General features: G+C 45.8%; 12 protein-coding genes. All 12 read right to left on the bottom strand.

The window, feature by feature from the left end:
* Positions 1-5 precede the first annotated feature (5 nt).
* Positions 6-1,391, bottom strand: coding sequence for a hypothetical protein (locus V7M78_RS02515; RefSeq protein ID WP_333646115.1), 1,386 nt, complete (start codon positions 1,389-1,391; stop codon positions 6-8).
* 17 nt (positions 1,392-1,408) lie between these two features.
* The gene (locus V7M78_RS02520; RefSeq protein ID WP_333646117.1) at positions 1,409-3,217 is read right to left on the bottom strand and encodes a hypothetical protein; all 1,809 of its coding nucleotides are present in this window, start codon (positions 3,215-3,217) and stop codon (positions 1,409-1,411) included.
* 35 nt (positions 3,218-3,252) lie between these two features.
* Positions 3,253-3,888, bottom strand: coding sequence for a D-sedoheptulose-7-phosphate isomerase (locus V7M78_RS02525; RefSeq protein WP_333646119.1), 636 nt, complete (start codon positions 3,886-3,888; stop codon positions 3,253-3,255).
* 4 nt (positions 3,889-3,892) lie between these two features.
* Complete coding sequence (locus V7M78_RS02530) at positions 3,893-4,471, bottom strand: D-glycero-alpha-D-manno-heptose-1,7-bisphosphate 7-phosphatase (protein WP_333646121.1); 579 nt, start codon at positions 4,469-4,471, stop codon at positions 3,893-3,895.
* A 61-nt stretch (positions 4,472-4,532) separates the two neighbouring features.
* Positions 4,533-5,603 (bottom strand): GHMP family kinase ATP-binding protein, encoded by a 1,071-nt coding sequence (locus V7M78_RS02535; protein ID WP_333646123.1) that lies wholly within the window; start codon positions 5,601-5,603, stop codon positions 4,533-4,535.
* On the bottom strand, positions 5,600-6,307 hold the full coding sequence (locus V7M78_RS02540; RefSeq protein ID WP_333646125.1) for a nucleotidyltransferase family protein: 708 nt from the start codon (positions 6,305-6,307) through the stop codon (positions 5,600-5,602). The genes V7M78_RS02535 and V7M78_RS02540 overlap by 4 nt, the downstream gene beginning before the upstream one ends.
* Before the next feature lie 141 nt (positions 6,308-6,448).
* Positions 6,449-9,562 carry a glycosyltransferase gene (locus V7M78_RS02545; RefSeq protein ID WP_333646127.1) on the bottom strand — a complete coding sequence of 1,038 codons (3,114 nt, stop codon included), beginning with the start codon at positions 9,560-9,562 and terminating at the stop codon, positions 6,449-6,451.
* Positions 9,549-10,328, bottom strand: a complete 780-nt coding sequence (locus tag V7M78_RS02550) for a class I SAM-dependent methyltransferase (protein ID WP_333646129.1) — start codon at positions 10,326-10,328, stop codon at positions 9,549-9,551. Before V7M78_RS02550 ends, V7M78_RS02545 begins: the two co-directional genes overlap by 14 nt.
* Before the next feature lie 176 nt (positions 10,329-10,504).
* Positions 10,505-11,830, bottom strand: a complete 1,326-nt coding sequence (locus tag V7M78_RS02555; RefSeq protein ID WP_333646131.1) for an ABC transporter ATP-binding protein — start codon at positions 11,828-11,830, stop codon at positions 10,505-10,507.
* A gap of 21 nt (positions 11,831-11,851) precedes the next feature.
* On the bottom strand, positions 11,852-12,664 hold the full coding sequence (locus V7M78_RS02560; RefSeq protein WP_333646133.1) for an ABC transporter permease: 813 nt from the start codon (positions 12,662-12,664) through the stop codon (positions 11,852-11,854).
* A 23-nt stretch (positions 12,665-12,687) separates the two neighbouring features.
* Positions 12,688-13,242, bottom strand: a complete 555-nt coding sequence (gene rfbC, locus V7M78_RS02565) for a dTDP-4-dehydrorhamnose 3,5-epimerase (RefSeq protein ID WP_333646135.1) — start codon at positions 13,240-13,242, stop codon at positions 12,688-12,690.
* 95 nt (positions 13,243-13,337) lie between these two features.
* Positions 13,338-14,300 (bottom strand): glycosyltransferase family 2 protein, encoded by a 963-nt coding sequence (locus V7M78_RS02570; protein ID WP_333646137.1) that lies wholly within the window; start codon positions 14,298-14,300, stop codon positions 13,338-13,340.
* Positions 14,301-14,313: the final 13 nt, after the last annotated feature.

Consider the following 14,313-nt stretch of genomic DNA (forward strand, 5'->3'; position numbering starts at 1 on the left):
GGATGTCATTTTTCCTCTGTAAAATCACTTCGGAAAATACTGTATCCATTTTCTTTTAATATTGTCAAGGCGTTCCTCACCTTGGCACCGCTGTCCGGTCTGGAGGGGCGGTATTCAAAATTATCCTTCAATTCGTCGTCTGTGTACTGTTCAAAATTAAGGGCTATTTCTACCCGTTTTTCAAAGTGTTCCTTTCGGTTAGGGGCTTTTTTAATTTCCTCATAGGTTGTGTAACCATTTCCCACCAGGAACAGCATACAGGCTCCGACAGCGGCAAGACGCACTGAAAATCTGCTTTTTATCCTTTTTTTCTTCATCAGAAGTGCAAATGTGAGCAGGATTCCCAGGATTCCAGTCTGAAACTGAAGGGCATATCTGGAACTGATTCCGTAGTTTTCATTAAGGAATATCCATCTGGAAACCAGTATGAGCACATGGTTCATTCCACCTGATACCATGAGCATAAGGGGAAGGATGGAATCTTTATAGAGACGGTATTTCATATAAAGCCAAAGCGCCAACAGGTACAGAACCATTACCAGAAGGCCGAGAATGAAGAATGGGGCATTACTGGAAAAAATACTTTCCCCTGCTTCTCCACCTACGACCATGGAAGAAAAAGATTTTACCAAAAAACGGACAAAAAAGCTAGGAGTATCCTTTAACTGGGTGAGCAGGGACACTTCTGCCGGGGCGGCGTGGTCCTCTATTGCATAAGAATTACTCCACATATATAAAAGAAATGGAACCAGGGCACTTAGTCCATAAACGCCATATTTCACCCTTTCTCCCTTCTTTGCCAGGAAAAACAGGAAGCAGCAGGCAAGAACCACCGTTACGGAATATATGGCGCAATAAGGGCCTGCCACCAAAAGGGTCGTGAAAAAGGGGAGTATAATCAGCTTTATCTGATCACGGGGCCATTCCTCTTCGTTCCATGTTCTGTCCAGCAAATCATAATGGTAATAAAAGCAGACAAAGGACAGGAAATGGGCCCAGCCGCTTCCGTTGGTCAGCATTTCCCATTTGTTGAGGCTGAAAACCACCGCCGTTAAGACAACAGTCCAGATGAGGGAAAGCCTTTTTCTGAGACAGTATCTCGTCAGGACGATTCCGGAAAGGCCCAGGGCCAGAACTCCCAGAACCCGGTCAAACATAGTGGAATAGCTGAAAAGGACAACATTGATAATTCTTCCCAGGTAATTGACGGGAATTCTCGTAAAGATATCAGGCACAAAAAATTTGGCCGGATTCCATATGTCGGGCAGGTAGCTGTTTACCAGACGTATATAATCGGTATAGATTCCCTCACTGGTGGAGGCAAAGATATACCAGAGGCAGAAAAATGTCCCCAAAACAGGAAACAAGTAATATAAATAACTGCGTTTCATAAATTCCTCCCTGTCACTTAATCTGCGGTTATTTCAGCAACCACAGCAAGGTGCTTTTCTCCTCTTTGTTCTGATGCACTTTCATAATAAAAGTTGCATTCAAAGTCCAATTCCTTGATCTGGGAGGGCTCTCCAGTGATTTCTGCGGTCACAGTGGAGGAATTTATGGGAATGATCTGCTTTTTGTTTCCATTTATGGTTACAGTGATGGTTTCCAAGCCTGTAATATTTCCAGGATAATAGAATTTCAGGCCGATCTTCCCTTCTTTTCCCGTCATGACCCGCATTCTGGCGCTTTCATCCAGCCAGCCGTCTTCATAGCAGCCATAAACCGGCTCTAATTTAATCCGTTTTACAAAATCCGTTATATCCTGGAACCGGTTATGGGCCGGTTCTTCTCTTAAAATAAGCATGTTGGGTTTCACCAGTCCGATGTCGTGAATGGAATCGATGAAGTAGACCTCTGTGCCTTCTGCCTTTCGTTTCTTATCAAAGGTTTTAAAGAAGGTCTGGGCTGTAAAATCACTCATTTCGTAGGAGTTTCCGATCATATAAATCTTTTTTCCGAATATTCCATCCTTATACTTCCCATAGGTTTCTTCTGCAAGGGAATTATACCGGAGCTGATTGGGCCAGTAATACAGGTTTTCGTATTTTCCCCGGTAAAAGCTCTCCACCGGAAACATAATGATTCCGTAAATCAGGAACAGGCCGCAGTAAAGAAGAGGCCAGGAAATCCGGACTCCCGTTTCCTGTTTTGGGGCTGCGATCCCGCACATATAGGCAGCCAGAAGCCACGCTCCCGTCATGGACACATAGATCCATCTGGTTTCCACCCGGATGGTGACACTGGAGGAGCCGATGCACAAGGCGATGAACAGCAAAAACAGGCCGATAACGGGAAGGCGTTCTTTTAATGCTTCCTTCTCTTTTAAAAGCCTGACCAGGAAAATCACGGTCATTGCAAGCAGAAACAGGTTTGAAGCTATGACAAAAACCCGGACCCAGGCAGGGGACGCTCCCCAGCTTAAGCCGCTTAAGTGATCGGGGCCTGCATTAATTCCAAAGATATAAAGCACCTGACTGAATGCATAACGGAAGGTATCCGAAATCCGGAAGGTATCTGCCACATTGGTCCCTCCGGTTCCTGCCGGAGATATGGATCCGATAGTGAGAAGGCGGATAGCCTGGACAGCCAGAAATGCAGCAGTCACATGAAGCCAGGGCTGTCTGCGCTTTTCCTTTTTCATGAGAAAGGCTCCGTAAAACAGAACCAGCAGTACCATATACCGTTCGTGGATGAAGCAGACGGAAAAATACAGAACCGATGCCCAGGGCAAGAGCCTCTTTGTCTCTTCTCCCGACAAATAGCGATAGAGGCAGTAAAGGATTCCTATGGCAGCCCATAGGGCCAGGCTTTCCATAAGGCCATAGACCTGGCTGATCTGGTAGTAAGACATTCTGGAAAGCAAATATAAAATGCCGCATAAAAATCCCACCAGCCACCGGTCTGACAAACGCTTCCCAAAACGGTAAACTGTGTAGGCAATGCAGGTGTTAAGCAAAATATTAATGGGAACGAACCAGCCGATCCGACTTCCGGTTACCATAAGCTCCAGCCAAGCCGCCAGATAATAAACAAAGCGGAATCTGGTGCTTCCCAGGGGGAATACGAACTGGGTAAAGGACTGTTCCCCATAGCAGGACCAGAGATAAAGGTCGTCCATATAAAGACCTTTGATCTCAATTCCCCTGTTTATAAAAAAAGCGAAGACCAGCAAAAGTGCGGCGGCAATCAGCTCATTTTTCCATTGTTTTTCTCCCATCTCTCTTTGGTCTCCTTTCCGGGGTGGTCTGTTTCTTAAAAAAAGCGTTCTTCCAGCATCAGGCACAAGGTATGGTAGACAGGGAGGTGAAGTTCCTGTATCTTAAACACCTCTGTTTCCGGAACCCTGATGGTCACGTCTGCGGCCGCCTTTAAAAGGCCTCCGTTTTGGCCGGTCAGGCCGATGGTCTTCATGCCAAGAGCTTTTGCAGCTGCCAGGGCATACATGACATTTTTAGAATTTCCAGAGGTGGAAATGCCTAAAAATACATCTCCTTTTTTCCCGTATCCATATGTCTGCTGGGCATAGATCAGATTTCCGTCCACATCGTTTAAATATGCGGTGGAAAGGCCCGGATGGTTGCTTAAGGAAATAGCAGGTAGTCCGCCCTGAAGCTTCTGGGCTAACTCCTCGCCTCTCTCCGGATCGGCCTCATAAAGAGCCTTTGCAAATTCCTCTGAAACCTGGCGGCGCTTTACAAAGCCTTTCATCAGCTCGCCTACAATGTGTTCTGCATCGGCGCAGCTTCCGCCGTTTCCAGCCACCAAAAGCTTTCCGCCGTTTTCATAGCATTGTTCCAAAATTTCATAGGCCGCCCGTAGCTGGGGCTTTACTTCCTCCAGTACGGGATAACGGTCTGACAATTCATCTAAGTATTTCATAGGGTCCATTTTTTCATTCTCCTTCTCTTGTCAGTATCCAGTCCACCGCTTCTTTCATGGTGGGGGCATAGGCATCTAAGGATTCTTTTCTCTCTTCCCCGGTCATGGCTTCATATAGTTCCCTTCCGTATCCGGTTCCCACTAAAATCCCCTTTACTCCGTAACGCCTTCCAGCTTCTGTATCCAGAACCTTGTCACCGATCATATAGGAATGAGCCTTGTCCACTTGAAAAAATCCTTCGGCCATTTCAAACATTCCTGTTTCCGGTTTCCGGCAATTGCATTCTTTTTTATATTCACCAATTCCGTGGACCGGGTGATGGGGACAGTAGAAAAAGCGATCAATTTCAGCACCTTTTTCAGAAAGAAGGCTGTTTAGGTATTGATGAAGGGATATGACATCTTCTTCTTTATAATATCCTCTCGCTACTCCTGCCTGATTGGTCACAACCACCAGCTTAAAGCCGTGATCCTTAAGCCTCTTTAATTCCTCCGCCACACCGGGAAGAAGGATCAGGTCTGAATGACGGTATAAGTATTCCACTTCCTCATTGATGGTGCCGTCCCGGTCTAAAAATACAATTTTATCCATGTTTTCAACTTTCCTGCCCTGTACCTTGGGCATAATGGTATGCCCGGAGGGCGCTTCCTCTTTATAATTGAAAGCGGTATTCTCCGTCCGGAATAGCAACCTTTATCTCCTGGTAATCCCACCGCTTTTCATCGGTGATCCACGCCTGGGCTCCACGCAATTCAAAGTTCCAGTCTGTCAGCTGGCCTCCTGCCGCTTCCAGCCGGGCCGCTACCTTATGGCGTACGTTATATGGGCAGTAGATCAGAAGATATCCGCCGCCGCCGGCTCCTAAAAGCTTGCCTCCTAAGGCTCCTGCTTTCAATGCCTCTTCGTAAAGTTCATCAATTTGGGGAGTGGTGATCTTACTGCTCATCCGCTTTTTGCTCTTCCAGCCGTAGTCCAGAAGCTTTCCAAAGCCGTATAAGTTTCCTTTTAAAAGTTCATCTTTCATGGCATAGGCCAAGGCCTTTACCTCGCACATGGCATCAAAGGGGTCTTTCTTTTCATAATTTTTCACTTGATCCTTGATGATGTTGGCGGAAACGTGGATGTTTCCGGTATAGCAGAGCAGCAGGTTGTATTGCAGCTCGTGAATGATCTCTTTTTTGATCCGGAGGGGATTGACTACCACGTTATTGCGTCCGTGGAATTCGATGAAATTAAAGCCTCCGAAGGTTGCGGCATACTGGTCCTGGTATCCGCCGTCGATTTTTAAATCCTCCCGCTCCACCTTATAGGCCAAATCTGCCATGGCGTAGGCGTCCAGTTCTATTCCCTTCCATTTTGCCATGGCAGTTAAAAGAGCCACCATAACTGTAGAAGAGGTTCCAAGGCCCGATCCCGGAGGTGCGTCGCATTGTAAATATACCTCGCAGCCCTGTTTGATATCCATGGCCTTTAAGGCCGCAGTCACCAGATCCAGGCGTCCGTCGTATACATAATTTTCCTTTGTGTTGTATTTGACTGTCATGTCAAAGTCTAAGGAGTGAACGGTGATATGGTCATCTTCGCGGGGAACAATGGAGCAATAGGCGTATTTATTAATGGTACTGCCGATAATCGCTCCTCCCTGCTGGTTGCAGAAAGGGGCCACATCCGTACCGCCGCCGCCAAAACTCACCCTTAGAGGTGCGCGTCCTCTGATTATCATATGACTACCCTTCCTTTCTCCACATCTTCTATAAACCGGTAATAATCTTCCGGAACTCCGATATCAATAAAGTATCCGTCATTGACAAAGCCGCCAAGTTTTTTTCCTTCCAGAAGCCATTTAGGGATCATGTCGTGCTCTAAGGACACCTTTCCTTCGGGGATGTCCTCCAACAAGGTGCGGTTCATTAAATAAACGCCTCCGTTGATGGTTCCTCTCTGCGTTTCTTCCGTCTTTTCGTCAAATGAGGTAAGCCAGCCGTCTTCCAGGACTGCCTGTCCGTACCGGGATACATCCTCTACCTGCCGAAGCACCAGGGCCATGTCAAGATCCCGTTCCTGGCTCAAAGCGGTCAGTCTGCTGTAATCAAGCTGGTAAAAAGTATCTGCATTGAGCACCAGAAAACGATCCGTTGTCACCTGTTTTCCTGCATTTTTAATGGCTCCTGCTGTTCCCAGAAGCTCTTCTTCATAAGCATAGGAAACCTGAATTCCCCAAGCTGATCCGTCTTTAAAATATTCTTCCACCATGGAGCCTTTATATCCCACTGCAAAAATCACGTGATTCACTCCATGATTGATTAATTCCATAATTACATATTCCATAAAGGGCTTGTCCTGGATCAGCGCCATTGGCTTTGGCCTGTCGCTTACCACGGAACGAAGCCTGGTTCCAAGACCGCCTGCCAGTAAAACTGCCTGCATATTTTATGTCCTCCCGGTTCTGTCTTTCCTGTAAATAATCCAAACGTCATTATTATAACATATACCCTTTGCAATAATCCACTATATTCGGCATAAATCGGAAAGGCAGGGAGTCATTTTTCCTGACTTCCTGCCCAAATCTTAAAAATCTTCTCCGATTACTTCCCAGGCTGCATCAATGCTGTGATATCTGCGGATATAATCCTGAGCCGCTCTGCACATCTGCCTGCACCGGTCTGTATCCTCGTAAAGGGATACCACTTCCCGGGCAAATTCTTCCCGGTTATCACGGATTTCCATGACAGTTTCTGCTTCGGCAATTCCTTCTGCTCCGATGGAGGTAGTAACCACTGGAGCACCGTAATAAAGAGCTTCAATGACCTTGCCTTTTACTCCAGCTCCATAGCGGAGAGGAACTACTACAATCCTGCATTGTTCATAAAGCCTTGACAATTCCTCTTCTGAAACAAAGCCTTTTACAATGATTCCGTTATCCGGCTGCTCCAAAGCGCTGATTTCTTCCGTCACCTTGGAACCTACGATATAAAAATTAACCTTAAGCTTTTCCCGGATGAGAGGGAATATCTCTTTTGCAAACCATAAAACAGCATCTGCATTAGGCGGGTGGGCGAAACCGCCTACAAACAGCAGCCCTTCCTTCTTCTCAAAATCATCAGAAATACGGGTTAAGAACTGTTCAAAAACATAAGCCACAATAGCCTTTACGGTCATGGCAGGTTCAAGCTGATGAATGGCATCCCGCTCCACATAGGACGGGTAATAGGATACTGCCGCCTTTCTCATAATGCGAAGCTCCACTGACTTCCAATACTCGGAAGACCGCCTTTTTTCCGGGTCACCGGTCAGCTCATATTCTCTGCCTTCCCGCAGGAAATGAAGATCATGGCCGTAATAAATCATCTTCATGTTTGTGTTGTTTTTTATAAAGTCCACATATTTTGCCGCAATATGAGGCCGATTTAAGTAAGCCACCTTAATGTCGTTTCCATGGTCCTTTAACCAATCCCATATCTTGGTTTCATAATCCCTGCCATAGAGAATTTCAATCCCCAACTGCTGCAATGCGGTGGAATAAGGTTCTTCATGAAGGAAATTATCCCCGAGAAACTTTACTACATAGCACTTTTCCAGAAACATTTTCAAATACTGGAAGGTGGTTTTGGAACCGGCATCCCGGTCATAGGTAGGCACATAATGGTCAATAACCAGAATCATATCCTTGCCCTGGCTTCTCTCCCTTGCCCGGAAGGGATCGGGATTTCCATTGTTTTCACATTGCTTCTTAAATTCATCAGCCCATTTTTCTTTCAGTTTCTTTCCATTCTCCACCTGATAGCGCTTTAGACCCGTACCGTTAACATCGGTTCCATTGGAAACGCCTTCAAAATGAATGACCTTGGAAAGAGGCTGATAAACCACCCGAAGCCCTGCTTTTCTCACCTCAAAAGCCAGGTCAGAGTCCTCGCAGTAAGCAGGAGCAAACCGCTCATCAAAGCCGCCGATCTGCTTCCACAGATCATTGGACAAGAGGATGGCCGCACCGGAAATGTAGTCCACATCTTTCACATAGTTATACTCCGGCTTGTCCGGATCATCCAGCCGCCCGTAGTTCCAGCCGGAACCGTCACTCCAGATGATTCCTCCGGCTTCCTGGAGACGTCCATCAGGGTATACCAGCTTGGAGCCTGCCATTCCGATGGTGGGGTCTGATTCCACCAAATGCACTAGGCTGCTGAGCCAGCCAGCCGTCACCTGGGTGTCGTTGTTAAGGAACATAATGTATTTTCCCCTGGCAGCCTTAGCCGCCTGGTTGCAGTTGCGCAAAAAGCCCTGGTTGGTTTCATTGCGGCAGATCACCAGATTTTCAGCAAACTTGGAAAGCTCTGCTGTGGCATCGGTGGAAACATCATCGGCAATGATCACCTCATAAGATACATCCTTTGTGTGCTCAAGGATAGAAACAAGGCAGGCATAGGTATAATGAATCTGATTATATACCGGAATAATGATGGATACCATGGGGGCTCCCTCTTTTACAAAACGGAGCTTTCCGTGGGTCCGGTATATCTCTCCGATCTTCATATCTCCTTCGATCAGATTCTTCCCCTCTTCCGTGGTGTAGAGGCGGATAGAGCGGATGGGGTGAATGATTGCATCTTTTGTATAGGAGAATATCTTACGTTTTCTGGTTCCCTGGGGAAACTTCTCATCAAAGATCCGTTTTAGCTTTCTCCTGACCCGGTAAGTAAATGACAGATGGCCCTGAAGGGTTTCCATTATCCCCTGCATTTCCTGGCAATCTTTTCGGAGGGTTTCAATGATGGCAGTCTGGTTGCTCACATGGTTATCAGTCAGCCGCTTTTCCTCCTGCTGCTTGGTGATGGTCACATCCCGCTCCTGTACCTCCAGTTCCAGGTTGGATATACGCTCCTTGGCATCATCGATGATCTGGGATACCTCATACATATCCCCTGGCAGGGCGTAGGTTTCGTGCATGTAGTTGACCAGGTATATCTGCTGGTTCTCACCGTGAACGTATTCCTGGAAATGGCGCTCCATATCTTCATAAACGGTCAGGCGCTCCGCCTCCACTCCCATTTCTTCCATGAATTCTTCCATGGAATCATAGGATAAAATGCTTTTATACTGCTCATAAAAATAATAGAGGACACGGTATTTTATAAATGTCATGGGAACCGGAAAGGTAAATACCCATTCATAGTCCAGACAATAATATCCGTCTTCGGTCTTCATAATATTTTCAAAAAGACAGTCAATGTTGGCAGTCTGAAAAGCCCAATCTTTTTTAACGCTCTCATCGGCCCGGTCAAGATTTCCGAACACTTTTTCAAATTCCGGCGTCAGGGTAAAGGGAATCATATGATCTTCCCTGACATTTAAAATCATGGACATTCCGTCTTCCATATGAGAAACCGAAACCCTTCCATCTTGGATTTCCCTTCCAAGAAGCTCCGATAAGGTTTCCCCCTTGAGAAAATCAAACCGGGCAGTTCGGCCATCCGGACTTATGGAAACCTCCGCAACCTTCAGCTTCTGACTCTGGTCTTTTAAACGGATGTATTTTTCTCCAAGGGATTTGATATGGGGAATTCCCTCTTCCCTTAAAGCTGTTTTTTCCACAAAGGGCCTGCCATCCGCCTCCACAATGCTGGTGCGGATCTGAAATTCTTCCCTGCGGGTCTTATTGTATTTTACAAAATTAATTTTCTTCATGGCGGCTCCATATGGTTAAAAATGAATTGGCAAATGTTTCAAACTGTTTTCCCTCGCATACCTCATCATACATCTTACCCAGATCAAACCTCAAATACTTGGGATAGTCGTAGGCTAAAATGGCGTGGGTCAAGTCTCCCTTGCCCGGCAGATAATGGTCGGAATACAGTGCCATAGCGCTGCGGTAGTCAGGCATAGGATAGTAAAACTCTGCCTTTCCCCTGTTTCCTTCCGCACCGCACAAAAGCTCCAGAACCTCTGCCCTGGATAAGCGGACCTGATCCGGGATGGCTCCTGCCTGATATTTAAGACCCAGACGGTTGCAGAGAGCCAGAATCAGCTTTCCTTCCGGTTTTAAAAGGGACTTTGCCTTTTGAATCTGTTGCTCATAAGGTGCCTTAAGGGAGCCAACCATGACCACGTAATCGAAGCCCTCTTCTTCAAAGGCTTCCAGCTCTCCGGCCACATAACGGATATTCTCCTGCTTCTGGTTTCTTAAGCGGTTAAAGGAAAGATCGTTGTCATTGGGGTCAAGAACAGTCACTTCCTTTACCCTTCTGCTGTATAAGCCGGTTAAGGCGCCATAGTCGGAGCCTACCTGAAGCAGGGAGGCATTCTGGTCAAATTCATACCATTCCAGCAGATTTTCACGGATATCTGACAGAGCATATAAATAATCCACATTGGGATTTTCCTGGAGCAGTGTTTTTATATCCCCGTTATATTTAAGAAACAGTTTCCTGATTTCAGGAGTGATATCATTCATGTTCGTTTCCTCCTTTCAACTTTCTTGTCCGAGTTTTTTTGGACATAATGGTATACCCGCAGGGTGCTTCAACTTTCTCGTCCAGGTTTTTAGGACATAATGGTATACCCGCAGGGTGCTTCCGCTTTCTCGTCCAGATTTTCAGGACATAATGGTATACCCGCAGGCATTTTGCTTTACTCTCCTGCTCTGGAGAGCTTTAAACTGACTTTTGATTCCATATCATAAATTCCTACCGTATTTTTATTGGAAATGACCGTAATATTGGCAATATCATAAAGGCGGTGGTAAACCACATGTTCTCCGTTTTCAAAGCCCGTACAGCTCATGGAAAGCAGATATTCCCCTCCCTGGAGGGTCATCTTCTGGTTAAATTCCACTTCATACTCGTCGCCCTTTTTCACAGACTTCACCTCGGAAGCTTCGTACATAGTGTTGGTGCCGGTTAAATCGGCTCCTCTTTTATCCTTGATGGTATAGGTGAAAATGGGAGTCTCAATCTCAGTGTTAAAGTGAATCCGTTCCTTAATACTAAACCGTTCTCCCTTTAACAACAGGTTGGTCACATTTCCCTTGGCATCTAAAAGCCCGAAATCCACGATTTCTGCTCTCTTGTCACCGTATTCGGTACGGGTGGGATTGATGGTCAGGCGGTCTTTCATAAAGCCTTCCTGGCGCTGTTCAGCCTGTTCCCCGGAAAAATCGTTTAAGGTTCCTTCCCGGATTTCTTCCAGTTCTTCCCCTAAATCATCCATTTGGTTAGCCAGAATTTTCTTATAGAGATCCACCATCTTTCCAGGCTCTCCCTCTGCAATGAAATTCCCCTTATTTAGTACTACAACCTGGTCACAGTACTTGATAATGGCTCCCATATCATGGGTAACCATTAAAATGGTGGTGCCGTTTCTCCGAATTTCCTCCATGCGGCGGTAGCATTTGGCCTGAAAGAACACGTCTCCTACGGACAGAGCCTCATCTACAATGAGAATCTCAGGTTCTACGTTAATGGCAAGGGCAAAAGCCAAACGGACGAACATACCGCTGGAATATGTTTTTACAGGCTGATAGACAAAGTCTCCGATATCCGCAAAATCCAAAATATCTTGAAGCTTTTCATCCATTTCCTTTCTGGAAAAGCCCATCATGGTGCCGTTCATGTAAATATTCTCAATTCCCGTGTAGTCCATATTGAACCCGGCTCCCAGCTCCAAAAGAGCAGAAATAACTCCGTTTACCTCCAGTTCCCCGGTGGTAGGGGTCAGAACTCCGGTAATGATCTTTAATATAGTGGACTTGCCGGAACCATTGGTACCGATGATTCCCACGGTCTGACCTTTTTCCACGTTAAAGGATATGCCGTTTAAGGCATAGAAATCACGGTGGAAATTCTTATGGGACAGGCTTAAAGACTCCTTTAAACGATCAATGGGCTTGTCGTATAATTTATAAATCTTTGTTATATTATTAACAGAAATTACATTCTTGTTTATTCCTACGGACATTGAATCCTCCATTTAAGCCGATTACAGCACATCAGAAAAGTGCGGACGCAGCCTTTTAAATACTTTTAATCCTGCAAGCATCAAGACAATGGTTACGGCCCAGAAATACAGGCCCAGCTTAGGTCTTTCTATGAACCAGTTTCCGGTCAGCATGCTGTCGCGGTATCCTGCCACTATATAATAGAAAGGATTGATCTTCAATACAGAAGACAGCCAGGCCGGTGCAGACGGAAACATATCCGGATCCCACATAACGGGAACCATCCAAATGCCAAACTGAAGAAAAATTCCTACGATCTGACTAATGTCCTTAAAAAAGACATTGACGGCACTGGTGAAATAAGTGATTCCCAGAGACAGCATAGAGGATGCAAAGGAATAGTAGATAATCTGCAGCCAGCTTATCCTTGGCATAAAGCCATAAAGAAGAAATATTGCAATCATTACCACTGCAAATATTCCATGAACCATGAGACAGGAAATCATCTTAATGACCGGAAGGATTTCAACCCGGAACACCACTTTTTTCACCAGATAATTATATTCCTGAAGGCAGCCTGTTCCCAGGTTCAATGATTCACTGAAGTAAAACCATGGAACGATACCGGGAATCAACCACAGCACATAGGGGTAACCCGGTACTGGAGGGGCACTTTTAAATCCAAGCTGGAACACACAAAAATATACCATGATCGTCGCTAACGGCTGAAGAAATAACCAAGCAATACCGAAATAAGAGCCTACGAACCGTTTCTTAAAATCAGCTTTTGACAAATCCAGTATTAATTTTCTCTTTGTAATAATTTCTTTTAATAAGGAAACCAGATAATTCACGGTTTTCTCCTCTCACTATTTCATTAGAATTTGAAGGTATCTCTGATCCCGCTCCATTTCTGGTCCTTATCAGAAATAATCAGCTCCATGCCTTCCTCCACCGGCCATTCAATTCCGATTTCAGGATCGCTCCATAAAATTCCGCCTTCATCTCCGGGATGGTAGAAATCGGTGCACTTGTAAGCGAATTCTGCCTCATCGGACAATACAAGGAATCCATGGGCAAAGCCTTCGGGAATGTAAAATTGCTTCTTGTTTTCTGCTGAAAGCTCCACGCCGAACCACTTTCCATAGGTTTCAGAAGAGGAACGCAGATCTACGGCTACATCGAATACCGCTCCTCTCACCACACGCACCAGCTTTCCCTGGGGAAACTGCTTCTGGAAGTGAAGTCCCCGCAGTACGCCCTTAATTGACATGGACTGGTTGTCCTGGACAAAGACCATGTTAAGTCCGGCTTCTTTAAAGTCATTCTGGTTGTAGGTTTCCATAAAATATCCCCTGGAATCAGGGAATACCGTAGGCTCAATTACATAAAGACCTTCAATTCCACATTCTGTTACTTTTATCTTTCCCATAATTAGTTTCCTCTTTCTTAATCATTCTTTAAATAACAGCATATTTTGGTGCATACTTTTACTTGTAGCATTTTACCACAATTTTCTTTGGATTTCTATTTATTTTCCGTTTTCCAATACATGGGATTCATGGTGCATGTTAAGATCAGCCAGTCCGGCAGCTTTTTATACCGCTTCCCCATCAGATACCCCATATATTTAAACCCGCTTTTTACAATCACGCCCGGCACCAGCCATGGTTTTTTCTGTTCCACAAGCCATGCACAGGTCTTTTTCACCAGCCGGATTCCTTCGCTTTCTGAACGGATGCCCTTAAATACCTCAGGGTGGTCTGCCTGGGATACGGCCAGGTCAAAATTCCGCTTAAACTGGGCAATACAGCCGTAATTGTGAGAATGATATACCCTTGCATCAGCCGCATAGGCAACTGCCTGTCCCCTTTGCCTTATGGCATTTCCCGCATAAATCATGTCCTCGTTAAAAATAGTCCGGTTAATAAAACCGCCTGCCTCTAAAAAGGCCTCCCGGTCATAGGCGCAGCAGACATTGGAAGCAAAAAAGGTCTTGATACCCAGTTCCGTCAAATCTGCATTTGTCTTAACCCTGCTCTCTTCCGGATAATTAAAGGACCGGGTGTACTTCTCCGCCATGGCGCAATCCTGGTTGGGAAGCTGTCTTCCATAGGCCATGACCACCATTTCACCCTGACTTCCGGTCTGATCAAAGCCCTTTACCAGCGCACCGATCAGATTCCTGTCAGCCGGAACCGCATCGTCAGTCATAAATACCATAATATCCGCTTCCGAATACCCGGCTCCCTGGTTTCTGGTCTTCCCATGGTCAAATTCCGCCTTTGTCACATGATGGACCTCCAGATTGGGAACCCAGGTGTAATCCTCTTCCTTCCAATAGGATTTATCCGTATTCATGACAATGATACGCCTTACGGGATAGGACTGCTCCCCCAGACATTTTAAGAGGCGTCTCAGGGTCTTTCCCGGCTTATAGACAGGGATGATCACATCCACTGTCCGGCTTTCCTGTATCTTCTCTTCCATCACATTTCCTCTA

The sequence above is a fragment of the Lacrimispora sp. genome (assembly GCF_036758025.1).
In the GTDB taxonomy this organism is placed as follows: domain Bacteria; phylum Bacillota; class Clostridia; order Lachnospirales; family Lachnospiraceae; genus Lacrimispora.

What these genes read in the sequence shown, in the direction of transcription:
- V7M78_RS02515 (WP_333646115.1), bottom strand. Translation starts at nt 1,391, where the DNA reads ATGAAACGCAGTTATTTATATTACTTGTTTCCTGTTTTGGGGACATTT.
- V7M78_RS02520 (WP_333646117.1), bottom strand. Translation starts at nt 3,217, where the DNA reads ATGGGAGAAAAACAATGGAAAAATGAGCTGATTGCCGCCGCACTTTTG.
- V7M78_RS02525 (WP_333646119.1), bottom strand. Translation starts at nt 3,888, where the DNA reads ATGGACCCTATGAAATACTTAGATGAATTGTCAGACCGTTATCCCGTA.
- V7M78_RS02530 (WP_333646121.1), bottom strand. Translation starts at nt 4,471, where the DNA reads ATGGATAAAATTGTATTTTTAGACCGGGACGGCACCATCAATGAGGAA.
- V7M78_RS02535 (WP_333646123.1), bottom strand. Translation starts at nt 5,603, where the DNA reads ATGATAATCAGAGGACGCGCACCTCTAAGGGTGAGTTTTGGCGGCGGC.
- V7M78_RS02540 (WP_333646125.1), bottom strand. Translation starts at nt 6,307, where the DNA reads ATGCAGGCAGTTTTACTGGCAGGCGGTCTTGGAACCAGGCTTCGTTCC.
- V7M78_RS02545 (WP_333646127.1), bottom strand. Translation starts at nt 9,562, where the DNA reads ATGAAGAAAATTAATTTTGTAAAATACAATAAGACCCGCAGGGAAGAA.
- V7M78_RS02550 (WP_333646129.1), bottom strand. Translation starts at nt 10,328, where the DNA reads ATGAATGATATCACTCCTGAAATCAGGAAACTGTTTCTTAAATATAAC.
- V7M78_RS02555 (WP_333646131.1), bottom strand. Translation starts at nt 11,830, where the DNA reads ATGTCCGTAGGAATAAACAAGAATGTAATTTCTGTTAATAATATAACA.
- rfbC (WP_333646135.1), bottom strand. Translation starts at nt 13,242, where the DNA reads ATGGGAAAGATAAAAGTAACAGAATGTGGAATTGAAGGTCTTTATGTA.
- V7M78_RS02570 (WP_333646137.1), bottom strand. Translation starts at nt 14,300, where the DNA reads ATGGAAGAGAAGATACAGGAAAGCCGGACAGTGGATGTGATCATCCCT.